Annotated in this window: 15 protein-coding genes; 11 read left to right on the top strand and 4 right to left on the bottom strand. The window is 70.2% G+C overall.

Translation table 11 applies throughout. From position 1 onward, the window contains the following. Positions 1–19: 19 nt before the first annotated feature. The 6 genes from ABD798_RS00075 to ABD798_RS00050 all read left to right on the top strand — a co-directional run bounded on the left by ABD798_RS00075 (position 20) and on the right by ABD798_RS00050 (position 7,435). A complete protein-coding gene (locus ABD798_RS00075) occupies positions 20–1,198 on the top strand; it encodes an AAA family ATPase (protein ID WP_344870304.1) in 1,179 nt (392 codons plus the stop codon). A 99-nt stretch (positions 1,199–1,297) separates the two neighbouring features. Further along, complete coding sequence (locus ABD798_RS00070; protein WP_344870303.1) at positions 1,298–2,065, top strand: DddA-like double-stranded DNA deaminase toxin; 768 nt, start codon at positions 1,298–1,300, stop codon at positions 2,063–2,065. After that, complete coding sequence (locus ABD798_RS00065) at positions 2,053–2,496, top strand: Imm1 family immunity protein (RefSeq protein WP_344870302.1); 444 nt, start codon at positions 2,053–2,055, stop codon at positions 2,494–2,496. The genes ABD798_RS00070 and ABD798_RS00065 overlap by 13 nt, the downstream gene beginning before the upstream one ends. A gap of 440 nt (positions 2,497–2,936) precedes the next feature. Further along, positions 2,937–3,569: an MBL fold metallo-hydrolase gene (locus ABD798_RS00060; RefSeq protein WP_344870301.1), complete on the top strand. Its 633-nt coding sequence runs from the start codon at positions 2,937–2,939 to the stop codon at positions 3,567–3,569. Continuing rightward, a complete protein-coding gene (locus tag ABD798_RS00055) occupies positions 3,566–6,373 on the top strand; it encodes a helix-turn-helix transcriptional regulator (protein WP_344870300.1) in 2,808 nt (935 codons plus the stop codon). The genes ABD798_RS00060 and ABD798_RS00055 overlap by 4 nt, the downstream gene beginning before the upstream one ends. Positions 6,374–6,493: 120 nt before the next feature. Further along, positions 6,494–7,435, top strand: a complete 942-nt coding sequence (locus ABD798_RS00050; protein ID WP_344870298.1) for a hypothetical protein — start codon at positions 6,494–6,496, stop codon at positions 7,433–7,435. 48 nt (positions 7,436–7,483) lie between these two features. On the opposite strand, the gene ABD798_RS00045 is transcribed toward ABD798_RS00050, so the two are convergent. Continuing rightward, entirely contained in the window at positions 7,484–8,506 is a 1,023-nt protein-coding gene (locus tag ABD798_RS00045; RefSeq protein WP_344870296.1) for a cytochrome P450, read from the bottom strand. A gap of 137 nt (positions 8,507–8,643) precedes the next feature. Between ABD798_RS00045 and ABD798_RS00040 the strand changes: the two genes are divergently transcribed. Next, complete coding sequence (locus ABD798_RS00040; RefSeq protein ID WP_344870295.1) at positions 8,644–9,339, top strand: MerR family transcriptional regulator; 696 nt, start codon at positions 8,644–8,646, stop codon at positions 9,337–9,339. Here ABD798_RS00040 and ABD798_RS00035 read toward each other — a convergent pair. Further along, positions 9,329–10,366: a zinc-binding dehydrogenase gene (locus tag ABD798_RS00035; RefSeq protein ID WP_344870294.1), complete on the bottom strand. Its 1,038-nt coding sequence runs from the start codon at positions 10,364–10,366 to the stop codon at positions 9,329–9,331. The genes ABD798_RS00040 and ABD798_RS00035 overlap by 11 nt on opposite strands. 35 nt (positions 10,367–10,401) lie before the next feature. Between ABD798_RS00035 and ABD798_RS00030 the strand changes: the two genes are divergently transcribed. The 3 genes from ABD798_RS00030 to ABD798_RS00020 all read left to right on the top strand — a co-directional run bounded on the left by ABD798_RS00030 (position 10,402) and on the right by ABD798_RS00020 (position 12,941). Beyond that, on the top strand, positions 10,402–11,331 hold the full coding sequence (locus ABD798_RS00030; RefSeq protein WP_344870293.1) for a Gfo/Idh/MocA family protein: 930 nt from the start codon (positions 10,402–10,404) through the stop codon (positions 11,329–11,331). 132 nt (positions 11,332–11,463) lie between these two features. After that, positions 11,464–12,300 (top strand): serine hydrolase, encoded by an 837-nt coding sequence (locus ABD798_RS00025; RefSeq protein WP_344870292.1) that lies wholly within the window; start codon positions 11,464–11,466, stop codon positions 12,298–12,300. Between the two features lie 50 nt (positions 12,301–12,350). Then, positions 12,351–12,941, top strand: a complete 591-nt coding sequence (locus ABD798_RS00020; RefSeq protein WP_344870291.1) for a hypothetical protein — start codon at positions 12,351–12,353, stop codon at positions 12,939–12,941. A gap of 4 nt (positions 12,942–12,945) precedes the next feature. Here ABD798_RS00020 and ABD798_RS00015 read toward each other — a convergent pair whose 3' ends face one another. Further along, positions 12,946–13,416 (bottom strand): hypothetical protein, encoded by a 471-nt coding sequence (locus ABD798_RS00015; protein WP_344870290.1) that lies wholly within the window; start codon positions 13,414–13,416, stop codon positions 12,946–12,948. 33 nt (positions 13,417–13,449) lie between these two features. On the opposite strand from ABD798_RS00015, the gene ABD798_RS00010 reads away from it, so the two are divergent. Beyond that, positions 13,450–14,088 (top strand): maleylpyruvate isomerase family mycothiol-dependent enzyme, encoded by a 639-nt coding sequence (locus ABD798_RS00010; protein WP_344870289.1) that lies wholly within the window; start codon positions 13,450–13,452, stop codon positions 14,086–14,088. Positions 14,089–14,301: 213 nt separating this feature from the next. Here ABD798_RS00010 and ABD798_RS00005 read toward each other — a convergent pair. Continuing rightward, the coding region (locus ABD798_RS00005) for an HNH endonuclease signature motif containing protein (protein ID WP_344870287.1) at positions 14,302–14,928 on the bottom strand (627 nt) is incomplete at its 5' end.

The raw sequence follows: 14,928 nt of genomic DNA, 5'->3' as shown, positions 1-14,928 counted from the left end.
TCCGGCTAGCTTCGGGTTCGTGCTCACCACTCTCGCCGTCCAGAACTACCGCTCGCTCCGCGACCTCGTGCTGCCGCTGTCCCGGCTGACCGTGGTGACCGGGGCCAACGGCAGCGGCAAGTCCAGCCTCTACCGCGCCATGCGGCTGCTCGCCGACGCCGCGCGCAACGGCGCCGTCGCCGCGCTCGCCAGGGAGGGCGGCCTGTCGTCGACGTTGTGGGCGGGCCCGGAGACGCTGGGGCGGGCGGTGCGCGAGGGCCGGGCGCCGGTGCAGGGCGTGCGCAGGACGAAGCCGGTGGGGCTGCGCCTGGGCTTCTCCGGCGAGGAGTTCGGCTACGCGATCGACATGGGCTTGCCGGTCCCCCAGCCCGGTCCGACGGCGTTCAACCGCGATCCGGAGATCAAGCGCGAGAGCATCTGGAGCGGTCCCGTGCTGCGCACGTCCACGTTGATGGCCGATCGCGCCGGGCCGGTCGTGCGGGCGCGCGGGACCAGTGGCGCGTGGGGCGAGGAGCACCACAAGATCGGCCTCACCGACAGCATGCTCAGCGAGTTCGCCGATCCTCGCGCGTCACCGGAAGTGTTGGTGCTGCGCGAAAAGATCCGCTCGTGGCGCTTCTACGACCACTTCCGCACCGACGCGGGCGCGCCCGCCAGGCAGGCGAGGGTCGGCACGCGCACGCCGGTGCTCGACCACGAGGGCGCGGACCTCGCCGCCGCGCTCCAGACCATCGTGGAGATCGGCGACGCCGACGCCCTGGCCGCCGCGATCGACAACGCGTTCCCCGGCTCGCGGGTCACGGTCGAGGTGACCGGCGAGGACGGCCGCTTCGAGCTGCTGTTCCGGCAGCACGGGCTGCTCCGCCCGCTGGGCGCCGCCGAACTGTCCGACGGGACGCTGCGCTACCTGCTGCTGGTGGCGGCGCTGCTCAGCCCACGGCCGCCGGAGCTGCTGGTGCTCAACGAGCCCGAGACCAGCCTGCACCCCGACCTGCTGCCCGCGCTCGCCGCGCTCATCGCCACCGCCGCCACCAAGACGCAGGTCGTGGTGGTCTCGCACGCCCGGCCGCTCGTGCGCGCCCTGGAGGTGGTGGACGAGCACGCCGAGACCCTGGAGCTGGCGAAGGACTTCGGCGCGACCGTCCTCTCCGGCCAGCAACCCCTCGACCGCCCCGCCTGGCACTGGCCCAAACGCTGAGCTGTCCGCCAGTCTTCAAGACCACCGCCCCCCCTGTCGACGGCCCTGCTGTCGGTGCCCGTTCCTACGCTGGCCGTGCAGGGATGATCAGGAGGGACCGTGGGCACGCTCGGGGACGTCATCGCCCGCCTTCGCGGAGTACTGGACCAATGCGGCCAGACCCGCACCGATCTCAACCAAGCCGCCGACCTGTTGGACGAAGCCAGCACCCAGTACGCCCACGCTATAGACGGAGCCCAAGATCTCGACGCCGATGAAGTACTAGGACTGCTGGCCCGCAGCGTGGCCGACCTGAACGACGCTCACCGCGCGGTGGTGGAAATCGGGGAACGGGTACAGGGCTACATCGCCGGTCTGGCTGGCGCCGCCCGGACAGACACGACTGCACCGAGCCAGCGCGACGCTCGGCCAGGACAGGTGCCGCCTGGTGACGTGTCCGTGGTGCCGACGCGAGAACGCCTTGAGCAACTACGCGGGCAACTCCCGCCACCCGTTGTCAGCAGCACCGGGCAGAAGACCCATGGGCGATGGATCGACCCTGACGGCACGGTGCACCCCGTGGTCAGCGGCTGGGACCACCTCACCCCCGAGGTCAACGACTCGCTCCGGGCGATGGGCTGCCCCCGGGTCCCGGTGATCACAGCCGCCGACGTGGAGCTGAAGTTGGCCGCGCTCATGCGGGAGAAGGGCAAGACCGACCCACGGTGGCGGCACATCACGATCGTGATCAATCAGGCGCCGTGTCAGGGGCGGCTCAGTTGCGAGACACTTGTTCCGATCTTGCTGCCGGAGGGGTATTCCCTGACCGTGCACGCCCCGAACTACCGCAGACGCTTCACCGGAGGAGCCAGGCCGTGGTGGCGCTAGAAGCCAGTTACGCGATCAGCAACAGAGGACCGCAGATCATCAACTCCCCTGAGGAGCTTGACGACCTGCTGAACCGCATGGTCACCGACGGTCGGCAGGACGGGCAGGTTCCCCCGCTGGTCGAGCTGTTCTGCGACACCAAGGACGGGTGGGCGCTCGCCTACATCGGCGTCAACGTCAAGCGCGGCACCGGGTTCATGACGCACTCGAACCCGGCTGGATCGGTCACCAGCTTCAACGGCACCAACGACCGCAGCGCCGTGGAGTACAGCTACATGGGGCACCTCCGAGAGATCCCAGCCAACGCCGAAGCCCCCTTGGACGACGTGCGCAAGGCCGCACACGAGTTCTTCACCTCAGCCGGTGCGCGGCCGACCTGCCTCACATGGCAGGAAGACGCCGAAGTAGAGCGGCCCGACGCTTCCGAGTAGCGCCGGCCCGCAGTCAGGCCCCGTCCTGCACGCCATCAGGTTCGCCGGTCTTCAAGACCACCCAACCCCCACCCGCACCGTCTCCAACGACAGCAAACCCGACAAGACCGCTGGGTTTGCGGCGGTTAACGTTGATCAACAGCGGGGTTTGCTGGTCTTGAAGACACCCCAACCTCGGCCACTCCCCGCCAAACCTGCCCCCTCTGCCGCGCCCGTTTTTTCGTACCCAATGTGGCATTTGTTTCGCCAGACGTAACCGATGCCACATTGGGTTCATCAGTCTGCGCTGAAGAGGTTGAGGGTGGGGGCGGGGCGTCTTGGCGGTGGTTGGTGTTGTGTGGATGGAGGATTGAATTCACTCTGCACTGAAGTTATGGAGAAGGTAGATGAAAAGGCGATCGTGACCACGGCGTGTCCAAGATCGCCGTTACGATCGGGCAGTGCGCCAATTGGCACCCGGAGTGCGCCTGCTCGACGGCCGTCCTCGGCACCTGATGAACGTGTATCTGGTGGAGGACGTGCTCGTGGATTCGGGCACTCCGAGGGCGGCCGGGCGGATCATCCGGCAGGTGCGCGGGAACCCGCTGTCGGCGCACGTGGTGACGCACGCGCACCCGGACCACTTCGGGTCGAGCCGGGCGGTGTGCGAGGAGTTCGGCGTGCCGCTGTGGGCCGGGGCGAAGGACGTGGAGGCCATCGAGACCGCGACCCCGGCGGTGGCGCCGGGCAGGATCGCGGCGGCGCTGTCGAAGACGCCGATGCCGCCACCGTGCCGGGTCACGCGGCAGCTGAGCGAGGGTGACGAGGTCGCGGGGTTCACGGTGCTGGAGGTGCCGGGCCACTCCCCCGGGCACATCGCGCTGTGGCGGGAGAGCGACGGCGTGCTGTTCTGCGGCGACGTGTTCCTGGCGCTGCTGCGCATCGGTGCTCCGCCGAACTTCCTGACCTGGGACGCGGAGCTGAACCGGGCGTCGATGCGCAGATTGGCCGCGCTGCGCCCGCGACTGGTGCTCTTCGGCCACGGCAAGCCACTGCGCGGGGAGCCCGACCGGCTCGCGCGCCTGATCCGATGAGCCGCGACGAGCCGACCCTGGAGCGCGAGGGCGAGCTGGAACGGATCGCGGCGTGCCTGGACTCGGCGGCCAAGGGCAAGGGGCACGTGCTGGTCATCGAGGGCCGGGCGGGCATCGGCAAGACGCGCCTGGTCCAGGACACCAGGGCGATGGCGACCGAGCGCGGTTTCGGCAGGCTCCAGGCGGTGGGCGACGCGCTGGAGAGCGCGATGGCGTGGGGCGTGGTCAGGCAGATGGTGGAGCGCTCGGTCTCCCGCTACAGCGGTGAGATCCGGGAGCGCATCCTCGCGGGGCCCTCGGGCGACGCGTTGGCGGCGCTGGACGCGGCCGAGGCCGATCCGAGCGAGGCGGAGCTGGCCAGGACGCTGCACGCGCTGTGGTGGGTGGCGGTCGACCTGTCCTCGACGCGGCCGTTGTTGATCACGGTGGACGACGCGCACTGGGCGGACCTGTCCTCCGCGCAGTTCCTGGTGTACCTGTCGCGCCGGATCGCGGACCTGCCGATCGCGCTCGTGGTGGCGACCCGCCCGCCCGCGGAGAACACCGGACCGTTGGCGCAGCTGAGCGTCTCGCGGCAGACGGAGCGGTTGCTGCCGCGCCCGCTGAGCCCGTCGGCGCTCGCGGCCTCGGTGGCGGCGGGCGGGGCGATCGCGGCAGCGGAGGTGGTCACGGCACTGCACTCGGCGAGCGGCGGAAACCCTTTCCTGGCAAGGGTTCTGGTCGATGAGCTGGCCGCGCTCGGGCTGCCGCTGGAGGAGGCGGCGACGGCGGAGCGGGTCAGCAAGCTCGGCCCGAGCACGGTGTTCCGCGCGGCGCTGGGCAGGCTGCCCGCCAACTCGGTGCGGCTGGCCGGAGCGGCGGCGGTGCTGGGCATCGGCAGCGATCCGTGGCAGGCGGGCGCGCTGGCGGACCTGGACGCGATGGAGCTCTCCGTCGCGGTCGAATCGCTGGTCGCGGCGAACGTGCTGACCGGAGAGTCCGATCACCTCGTTTTTGTGCATCCCGTTGTGCGCGAAGCGGTTCTGGCCGATCTGGGGCCGATCGCGCGCGCCGGGCTGCACGCACGCGCGGCGAAGGAGCTGTGGGCGGTGAAGGCCCCGGCGGACCGGATCGCGGCGCACCTCGCACAGGCGCCGAGGGGCACGCTGCCGAACGCCGCCGAGGTGCTGCGCAAGGCGGCGACGGCGTTGCTCGCGGCGGGCGATTCCCGCACAGCGGCGGCACATCTGGCCCGCGCGATCGAGGAGAGCCCGGACGACGCGGCACTGCGCGCGGAGCTGGGCAGAGCCCTCATGCGCGGTGGACGGGCCGAGGAGGCGCGCGACCACCTGCGCGCGGCGGCGGACGGACTGCCGGACGCGGAGCTGGTCGCGGCGGCGGCGAGCGCGACCATGGCCGTCGACGGGCCCGAAGCCGCTATCGCGGAGCTGACGGAGGCGATCGAGAACCGCCCCGGTGGGCCGAGGGACGCGGGGCGGATGCACCTGGAAGCCCGGCTCGCGGTGATCCGCTCCTTCCTGCCGCACCAACGCGAAGTGGCGTCGCAGCACCTCAGCGGCTACGCGACGCTGCCGGGCGGGACCCCGGACGAGCGGACGCTGCTGGGGCTGCTCGCGCAGATGGGCCGCTACGAGGTGCGTGGTTCGAACGAGGTCGCGGCGCTGGCCCGGCGCGCGCTGGCCAACGGCGCCTACCTCGACGACGCGACCGGCAGCATCGACGCGATGGTGGCCTGGCTGGTCGCCGTGCTCGCGCTGGTCTCCGCCGACGGGGTGAGCGACGCGCGGCGCGAGGTCGAGCGCGCGCGGCGGCGGGTGTGCGCGCACGGCTCGCCGATCGAGTACTCCATGGTCGCCAACGCGACGCTGTTCCTGGACTGGCGGCTGGGCAACGTGGCCTCGGTGGACGCGGAGTCCGAGGGCGCGCTGGCCGCGGTCGCCCCGGAGGAGGCGTTGCCGCAGGTCATCGCGCTGCGAGCGACCGCGACGCACTTCACCGCCTACGCGGCGTTGGAACGCGGGGACGTCGGCGCCGCCGCCACGGCCCTCGCGCGCTTCGACGCCGAGCACGCGGACGGGCCGAAGATGATGCCGACGCTGTGGCTGCACGAGCCGAGGGCGCTCATCGCGCTCGCGAGCGGCGATCCGGTGCTGGCCAAGGAAGAAGCGCTGTTGCAGCGCGATGCCTCGCTCGCGGCCGGGCTCGACCCGCCGACCATCCCGTGGCGCGATCCCGCCGTGCGCGCGTGCATGCTGCTCGGCGCGGAGGACGAAGCCCTCGTGCTGGTGGGAGAACAGCTCGCGCTGGCCAAAAAATGGGGCGCGGCAACAGAAGTGGGTGCCGCGCTGCGGTTGTTCGCGCACGCTGACGCGGGCAACCGGTTGGACCTGCTCGCGGAGTCGGTGGCGGTGCTGGAGACCTCGCCCGCGCGGTTGCAGCTGGCGCGCTCGCTGGTCGATCTCGGCGAAGCTCTGCGCGTGGCGAGGCGGCGCAGCGACGCGCGCGATCCCCTGCACCGGGGCATCGAGCTGGCCACCGAGTGCGGTTCTCCGGTGCTGCGCCGCCGCGCGGTGGAAGCCCTGGAAGCACTCGGCGACCGGCCGCGCAGGTTGGTGCTGGTCGGCGCGGAGTCGCTGACCGCGAGCGAACGCAGGGTCGCCGACCTCGCCGCGAGCGGGCGGCAGAACCGCGAGATCGCCAGGGAGCTGTTCGTGACGCCCAAGACGGTCGAGAACCACCTCGGCCGCATCTACACCAAGCTCGGCATCAACGGCCGCCGCGAGCTGGCCCGCGCACTGGCATGAGGGGTCCCCCAGACCCCCACCCCCAGATGTGAGGGATCGCCCCTCATGCCTTTGGGGGGTCGCCGCCGCGACTCTTGTGTCATCGCCACGGAGGGTGGCTCACACAGGAGGTAGGACCCCATGTTTCGCAAGGCAAGCACCCTGATCATCGCCACCGCCGCGACCGCCGCCGCTGCCGTCTCCGGCCCCGCCACCGCGCTCGCCGACCCCGTCATCACGCCGCCGCCCGCCTGCGTCAAGCTCAGCGACGTCACCGGCCCCGACTTCGACGTCAAGCAGTGCGGCGTCAGCGATGTGGACCAGTTCCGCGCCGGGCTGGAGAACAACGGCAACGCCTACTGCGGTCCCGCCTCCCTCTACAACGTCCTGCACTACTGGGGGCACGTGAAGAAGGCCCCGGTCGGCTGGGTGACCACCCGGGTCGGCAACCTGGACCCGCTGGACCAGGCCGACTACAACGTGATCACCAACTCGATCGGCCGGATCGGCGTCGACTCCAAGTACGACGGCGGCACCAAGCTCAGCAACCTCCAGACCGCCTTCACCATCGCCACCAAGCCCGCCCGCGACGTCGGCTGGTCCACGGGTGTGGGCAACGTGAGCACCGCGACCTCGCCGGACTTCTCCGGGGAGCTGGCCAAGCGGCTGAACCAGGGGCCGCTGCAGATCGCCTACGGCCGCTACAAGGCGGGCCCGGAGTCCGGCAGCCTCCAGCGCAGCGGCGGGCACATCGTCACCGTGGTCGCGGCGAAGGGCTCGTTCAACGGCAACACCGTGCAGCTCAAGCTCTCCGACCCAGGCCGCGCCGGTGACCACGGCGTCGGCGACTACCTGAAGAACCAGTCCGACTACCAGCTGCTCGACGTGACCCTCACCAAGAAGTCGATCAAGGAGTACATCCCGGTCACCGACAACGAGGAGACCGCCGAGGACGAGAGCCTCCAGCCGGGCACCTACCGCACCGTGACCCGCTGGGAGCTGACCGGGCCGCAGTACATCGGCAGCACCCGCCAGATGATCGAGAACTTCAACTGGTTCGTCATGGCCCCGCCGGTCGGCTGACCCGCGCACCGCAACGGCCCCGCCACCCCGGCGGGGCCGTTCCGCGTGTCACCAGGCGACTCGAAGCTCCCCGAGCCCGCGCATGTAGACGTCGTCCCGTCGCATCACCTCATCCCCAGCCAGGCGCAGGCCCGGGAACCGCGCGGCGAGCGCCACCAGCGCGGCCCGCAGCTGGACCCGCGCGAGCTGCTGGCCGAGGCACTGGTGCGCGCCGTGCCCGAAAGCCAAGTGCCCCTTGGCATTGCGGCCCAGATCCTGGTTGATCTTGCCGAGCTGCACGGTGATCGCATCGCCCGCCCGGACCAGCTGGCCGCCGACCTCCAGCTCCTCCAACGCGGAGCGCACCACGAACGGCGTGACGGTGTGCACGCGCAGCAGCTCCTCGACCGTGGACTCCGGATCGGCGCGGACCGCCGCGAGCCCACCGGGTTCTTCCAGCAGCGTCAACGCGCCCAGCGACAGCATGTTGGCCGTGGTGTCCAGGCCGGCGCCGAGCAGCACGACACCGATGTTCGTCAGCTCCTCGTCGGTCAGCTCCGTGCCCGCAAGATCGCTGAGCATGTCGTCGGTCGGCTTGGCGCGCTTGGCTTTCACCAGTTCGCGCAGGAAGTCCTGGAGCGCGGCGAAGGACTCCGCGACCGCGTTCCCGTCGCCCGAACCCGTCACCACCTCGGCGTGGTGCTGGAAGTGCGCGCGGTCGTCGTAGGAGACGCCCAGCATCTCGCAGATCATCTGCGCGGGAACGGGCCGCGCGAACGCCTCCACCAGGTCCACGGGCGGCCCGGCGGCTTCCATCGCGTCGAGGTTCTCCGCCGCGATGCGCTCGACCATCTCGGTCAGCAACCGCATGCGCCGCACGGTGAACTTGCCCATGAGCAGCCGCCGGTAGCGCGTGTGCTCCGGCGCGTCCATGTCCAGGAAGGCTCCCGGCTCGGCGGGCTGCATGTCGACGCCGGCCGGTGCGAGGTGCATCAGCTCCGGCCGCGCGCTGAACCTCGGGTCGGCCAGCACCGCGCGCGCCGTCGCGTGATCGCTGGTCTGCCAGCCCTCGTGCCCGTCGGGATAACTCATCGGTGTGAGCACACCAAACCCCCATCGCGTAGCGTTTCTGCTTCTTGAAACAGTTATAGCAGCGACTTTTCCAAGTTCATTGCAATGACGATGAGCGCGAACGCAATGTTTTCCCGCACTGGCGCTAGCCTCGGCGGATGAAACTGCGGCCGGTCGACCTGGCGAGAGCGGCGGGCATCTCCACGCAGCAGGTCCGCAACTACGCGGACGCGGGAGTCCTGCCGCCGACTCCGCGCACGGACTCCGGCTACCGGCACTTCGACGAGCGGCACCTCGAAGCGATGTTCACCTACCGAGCCCTCGCGCGGGGCTTCGGCGGGGACTCGGCGCGGCAGGTGATGCACGCGGTGCACGACGACGACGTGCCGCGAGCGCTGGCGGTGCTCGACGCGGGGCACGCGGAGCTGCACGAACAGCGGCGCGCGCTCCAGGAGATCAGCGACGCGCTGGAGGTGATCGCCGACCAGAACATCGACACGACAAGCACGCCGAGCAGCCTGCGGATCGGCGAGCTGGCCGCGCGGCTGGGCGTGCGCACCTCGGCGCTGCGCGTGTGGGAGGAGGCGGGTCTGCTTGCGCCGCAACGTGATCGTGCTACGAAGTACCGCACCTACGATTCGGCGGACATCAGGGACGCGCGGATGATCCGCATGCTGCGGCAGGGCGGCTACCTGCTCGACCAGATCCGCCCGGTCCTCGAAGGGCTGCGCGAATCAGGCAGCCGCGACGCGCTGCGCGAGGCCATCACGCAACGCCGCGCGCAGCTGACGTGGCGGGCGACGGCGATGCTCGAAGCCGCCGCCCACCTCCACCAGTACGCGTTCAGAACATGATCTGCACCTTGAGCGCCTCGCGCGCCGCCATCGCCCGGTAGCCGTCGGGCACCGCGGAAATGCCGATCATGCGGTCGAAAACGCGACCGGGCTCGACCTTGCCCTCCATGATGTCGGGCAGCAGCTCGGGGATGTAGTGGCGAGCCGGGGCGACACCGCCGGTCACCGTCACGTTGCGGCCGAACTGGAGACCGCCGATGGGGCCGTCCTTGTACTGCGGCACACCGACTCGGCTGACCGTGCCGCCCGCGCGCACCACGCGCATCGCGGTCTCGAAGGCGGGCAGCGTGCCGACGCACTCCAGCACCGTGTGCGTGCCACGGCCTCCGCTCAGCTCGCGGATGCGCGCGGTGCCCTCCTTGCCGCGCTCGGCGACCACGTCGGTCGCGCCGAACGAGCGGCCGAGGTCGGTGCGCGCCTCGTGCCTGCCCATGAGGATGATCTGCTCCGCGCCGAGCCGCTTGGCCGCGAGCACCGCGCACAGGCCGACCGCGCCGTCGCCGATCACCGTGACGGTCGTGCGCTCGTTGACTCCCGCCTTGACAGCCGCGTGGTGGCCGGTCGAGAACACGTCGGAGAGCGTCAGCAGCGACGGCAGCAGCTCCGCGTCGTCGGCTCCGGCGGGCAGCTTGACCAGGGTGCCCGCCGCCTGCGGCACGCGCACGGCCTCGCCCTGACCGCCGTCGACCCGCTCGTCGCCCCAGTTGCCGCCGTGCAGGCACGAGGTGTGCAGACCCTCGACGCAGAACTCGCAGGTGTTGTCGGAGTACACGAACGGCGCCACCACGAGGTCCCCGCGCCGGAGGCCGTTCACGTCGGAGCCGGTCTCCTCGACGACGCCGAGGAACTCGTGCCCGATCCGGCGCCCCTCCGGCGCCGGCTCCATCCCGGAGTACGGCCAGAGGTCGCTGCCGCAGATGCACGAGCGGATCACGCGCACGACGGCGTCGGTGGATTCGATGATCTTCGGGTCCGGCACGTGCTCCACTCGCACGTCACCCGGGCCGTAGATGACTGTTGCCTGCATGAGCCCAACCCTGCCACCAACCGTAGGGTGAGCGCATGACAGCGGCTCCGGTACGGCTGGGCATCATCGGTCTCGGCGCGATGGGCACGCGGGTGCTCGGCATCGCTTCGCAGCACCCCGACTTCGACGTCCGGCTGGTCAGCGACCCGAACCGGAGCGCTTCGGACTTCCCCGGACTGCGTTTCTCCGCCGATGGCGCGGACGTCACGGGCGCTGAGGACATCGACGCGGTGTACATCGCGACCCCGCCCGCGCTGCACGAGCGGTACTCCCTCGCGGCGCTCGCCTCCGGCAAGGCGGTCTTCTGCGAGAAGCCGCTCGCGGTCGACCTCGCCGAGGGCCGTCGGATGGCGGAGGCGGCTTCGCGTGCGGGCTTGGCGACGGCGGTGAACTTCGCGCTCTCCGACCAGGCCCCGGTGGCGGAGATCGAGCGCGCCGACGTCGGCGAGGTGCTCGGCGTCGACATCATGCTGCACTTCCCGCAGTGGCCCCGCCCGTTCCAGGCCGACGCGCGGTGGCTGGACGAGCGCGAGCAGGGCGGCTTCGTCCGCGAGGTGCTGTCCCACTTCGTGTACCTGACCGACCGCATCCTGGGACCACTGCGCGTGGAGGTCGCCGGGGTCGACTACGCGCCGGGGGCCAGCGAGGTCGCGGCGCACGGACTGCTGCGCGCGGGCGAGGTGCCGGTGCACGTCTCCGGCCGCACCGGCATGGCGGGCGCGGAACGCTACGAGTGGATCTTGTGGGGTTCCCGGCGCTCCTTCCTGCTGCGCGACTGGAGCGAGCTGTTCGTCTCCGAAGGCGGTGCCTGGCAACCGGTTCCGGTCTCCGGTGGTTCGCAGGCCGAGCGCTTGTCGTTGTTCGCCAAGGCCGTCCGGGGTGAGGACGCGGGCGCCGGTCTCGCGGACTTCGCGGCGGCGCTGCGCGTGCAGGACGTGGTGGAGGCCTTCCACGGCGTGGGCTGAACCGAGGTTCGGCCCACTGGTTTTTCGCTTGTCCCACGATGGTTTCCGCACACGCGAAAAGGCGTGCACAGCTCGGGGCCGCGTTGCGAGGGTGGTGCGCACCACACCCTGCCACGAAGTGGGAGCATTCCCATGCACAAGAACCGAGCACGGCTGCTGACCGCCGCTCTCGCGGTCCTCGCGCTGCCCGTGACCGCGATCCCGTCCTCCGCACAGGCTCAGCTCGCCGCGCCCTCGTGCTCCTCCAGCGCCAATCCCGCGCTCGCGCAGAAGCTGGCCGCCGACATCGCCACCGCGCTCAAGGGGCGTCAGGGAACGGCCGCGGTCAGCCTGCGTTACCCAGGGGGGAGCTGCGCGCTCAACGCGAGCCGCCAGTTCCAGTCCGCCAGCGTCATCAAGGTGACCATCCTGGCCGCGGTGCTGAAAAAGGCCCAGGACGCGGGAAGAACGTTGACCGCGCAGGAAAAGCAGTGGGCCACCGCGATGATCACCAAGTCCGACAACGACTCCGCGACCGCGCTGTGGGACTCGGTCACCGCCGCCGGGATGAAGAAGTTCATGGCGCTGGCTGGAATGCGCGGCACCACCATCGACTCCAGCGGCTGGTGGGGCAAGACGCACATCACCGCCGCCGACCAGATGGCGATGCTGACCCTGTTGACCACCAGCAACACCGTGCTGAACGCGACCTCGCGCGCCTACGTGCTCGACCTGATGGGCAAGGTCGTGGCCGGGCAGCGCTGGGGAACTCCGGTCGGCGCGCCGTCGGCCACCACCGTGCGGGTCAAGAACGGCTGGGTCGACCGGGGTGACGGCGTCGGCTGGCGGATCAACAGCCTCGGCGTGTTCTCCGGCAAGGGCAAGGACTACCAGATCGCCGTGCTGACCGAAGGGAACTCTTCGGAGGTCTACGGCCACACCACCATTGAGGGCGTCGCCAAAGCGATCCACAAGCACGTCAATTCATGATGTTCGTTCTCCGCGAATCCACCCCTGCACAAGGAGAAGAGGAGACAGTCATGCCAAGGAAGACTGTTGTGATGGTCGCGCTCGCCATGGGCCTGTCCGTGGGCGCCGTCGCCCCGGCCGCCGCCGAGACCAGCGCACCCGCCGACTCCGGCACCCAGGTCACCGCCGACGTGGGCGTCATGGCGAAGACCACCAGGGCTGCCGCCATCGCGCGGGCGCGCACCTGGCTCACCGCCAACGGTGGACGGCCCATCCCCTACAGCATGTCCAAGTACTACCAGGGATGGCGCACCGACTGCTCCGGTTACTCGTCGATGGTGTGGAACGTCCGCACCGCCAGCGGGGCCGCTGTCAACCACAACACCGACAGCATGCTGCGCGGTGGCTACGGCACCCCCGGCGCCGTGGTGAAGGCGATCTCGTGGGACCAGATCCGCCAGGGTGACGCCATCGGCAAGCTCGGCGCGGGCAGCCTCGGCAGCGCGGGCCACGTGATGATCTTCGACAAGTGGGCCAACGCCGCGAAGACCAGCTACTGGGTCTACGAGCAGGCCAGCAGCTCCGGTGGCACCGCGCACCGCACGCACGCCAAGTCCTACAACGGTTACAAGCCCTACGCGTACACGAACTTCAGCGACTGATCTGTCAGACCCGCCGCCATGCTGTGAAGCAGTGGAGCGCGGCGGCGACGGAGAGCACGACAACGCCGTTGGAGAACGCCCAGATGACGGCGTTGTCGTGCACCTCCGCCGAAGTCGCTGTGGCATCACGGAAAACCGGGTTCACCCGCGTCACCAACATGACCTTCACCGCGAGCCCGACGCCCAGTGCCCCCAGCCCCCAGTTCCACTTTTTCCGCACCGTTTCCGGTACAGCCGCCCCGAACTTCACGCGCAGCGCCACGGCCGCCACGAAGGTGATCGGCGCCCACGGCAGGTAGTAGAACACCGGGCTCCCCGCCGCGAACTCTCCGACAAGCGAGCCCGGCTTCGGATCGGCCAGCAGCTGCGGGTTCCACACGATCTGCTCGTACAGGTTGCCGAAGAACCACATGCACAGCAGTGCGGTCAGCGCCACCGACAGCGCGCGCGTGCGCCGCAGAACTTCGATCTCCACCATCGCTCCATCTAAGCCGCCTACACTCCACCCGTGCATCCACCGATCGAGAATGTGGCGCAGGCCCACCGCCGCCTCCGTGACGCGTTGACCGATCTCACCGATGCCCAAGCCGCAGCTCCGTCTTCGCTCCCCGGCTGGACTCGCGGCCACGTGCTGGCCCACCTGGCCGACGCCGCCCGCGCCCGCACCCGCGTCATCGAGCACGCCCTGCGCGGCCAGGTAGTCCCCCTGTGGCAGCCCGGCGAGCGTGACGCCATCATCGCCGCCACCGCTTCCCGCTCCGCCGACGAGCACCGCGCCGCCATCGAGGAAACCTCCGCCCACCTCGACCACGCCTGGGCTGGCATCAACGATTGGTCCGCCCCCGACCTCGCCCCCGCCGTCTTCACCCGCTGGCGCGAGGTCCGCATCCATCTCGTCGACCTCGACCTGGGCGTCACCACCGCCTCCTGGGACCCCGCTTTCTCCTGCCACGCCATCGATCTGCTGCGGCGCCGCCTCCCCGACGGATGGTCCCTGCGCGCCACCGACACCGCCCGCACGTGGGGCACCGGCACCGAGATCTCCGCCGCCGCAAGCGATCTCGCCGCCTGGCTAGCTGGCCGAGCCCCCGCTGCCCTCCCCGTCGCCACCCCGCTGCCTCCCCTCGGACCGTGGCCGTCGTACTGAGCTGCGACTAGCGCCTGTCCTGCTAGTGGTTGCACTGTGCATCCCGTTCACGGTGCCACCGGGAGTTGGGATGTCTTCAAGACCACCAAACCCCCCTGTTGATCATCGTTAACCGCCGCAAACCCTGCGGCCTTGCGAGGTTTGCTGCCGTTGAAGACGGTGGGGGTGGGGGTTGGGTGGTCTTGAAGACACCCCAACCCCGGCGGGACAGCGCTAGAACGGTGCGGGTTCGGCGATGGGTTCCAGTTCCGTGTCATAGGTGCGCTTGGCCGGGCTGGTCCATCGGTGGGTGCCGTCTTCCCGGTTTTCGCACCGCCAGTTGGAGTGGGTCTTCATGGTGTGGTGGTGCCTGCATTTGGGTCGGAGGTTGCGGATGGTGGTGTTGGTGCCGTCGAAGGGGCGGCAGTGGTCGAGGTCGCAGCGGTGTGACGGCTGCTGGCACCCGATCGCTGTGCAGCGCGGGTACCGGGCATTGATCAACTCCCGCTGCTTCGGCGACGGCCGGTAGGTGTCACTGACTTCTTCTGCCATGCCGGTGACGGGGTCGGTGAGGATCCGTTTCCAGACCCCGCCTGCTGCGATGTCTTGGGCGACGTTCGTGGGGATCGGCCCGTATCCGGCGAGCATGCCCGGATCATCGGTCAGGCCGAGCAGTGCCGTGATCGGCATCGTGAGGTAGACCATCGTCTGGCCCTGTGGTGCCGGGGTGTCGAGGCCCAGCAGCAGGTCTCGGGCGACGTCGGCTCGTTTCTGGTCCAGGGTGCGGTCGTCTTTGGGCAGGGATTTCGCGATCCGGTCGATGTGATCGAAGGCCATCGCCGTGTCATGCGCGGTCATGGT

The sequence above is a fragment of the Allokutzneria multivorans genome (assembly GCF_039537405.1).
GTDB lineage: Bacteria > Actinomycetota > Actinomycetes > Mycobacteriales > Pseudonocardiaceae > Allokutzneria > Allokutzneria multivorans.
The sequence above is the reverse complement of the archived record's forward strand: the minus strand, read 5'-3'. Positions and strand labels throughout refer to the sequence as shown.

What these genes read in the sequence shown, in the direction of transcription:
- ABD798_RS00040 (WP_344870295.1), top strand. Translation starts at nt 8,644, where the DNA reads ATGAAACTGCGGCCGGTCGACCTGGCGAGAGCGGCGGGCATCTCCACG.
- ABD798_RS00050 (WP_344870298.1), top strand. Translation starts at nt 6,494, where the DNA reads ATGTTTCGCAAGGCAAGCACCCTGATCATCGCCACCGCCGCGACCGCC.
- ABD798_RS00025 (WP_344870292.1), top strand. Translation starts at nt 11,464, where the DNA reads ATGCACAAGAACCGAGCACGGCTGCTGACCGCCGCTCTCGCGGTCCTC.
- ABD798_RS00030 (WP_344870293.1), top strand. Translation starts at nt 10,402, where the DNA reads ATGACAGCGGCTCCGGTACGGCTGGGCATCATCGGTCTCGGCGCGATG.
- ABD798_RS00055 (WP_344870300.1), top strand. Translation starts at nt 3,566, where the DNA reads ATGAGCCGCGACGAGCCGACCCTGGAGCGCGAGGGCGAGCTGGAACGG.
- ABD798_RS00045 (WP_344870296.1), bottom strand. Translation starts at nt 8,506, where the DNA reads ATGAGTTATCCCGACGGGCACGAGGGCTGGCAGACCAGCGATCACGCG.
- ABD798_RS00020 (WP_344870291.1), top strand. Translation starts at nt 12,351, where the DNA reads ATGCCAAGGAAGACTGTTGTGATGGTCGCGCTCGCCATGGGCCTGTCC.
- ABD798_RS00035 (WP_344870294.1), bottom strand. Translation starts at nt 10,366, where the DNA reads ATGCAGGCAACAGTCATCTACGGCCCGGGTGACGTGCGAGTGGAGCAC.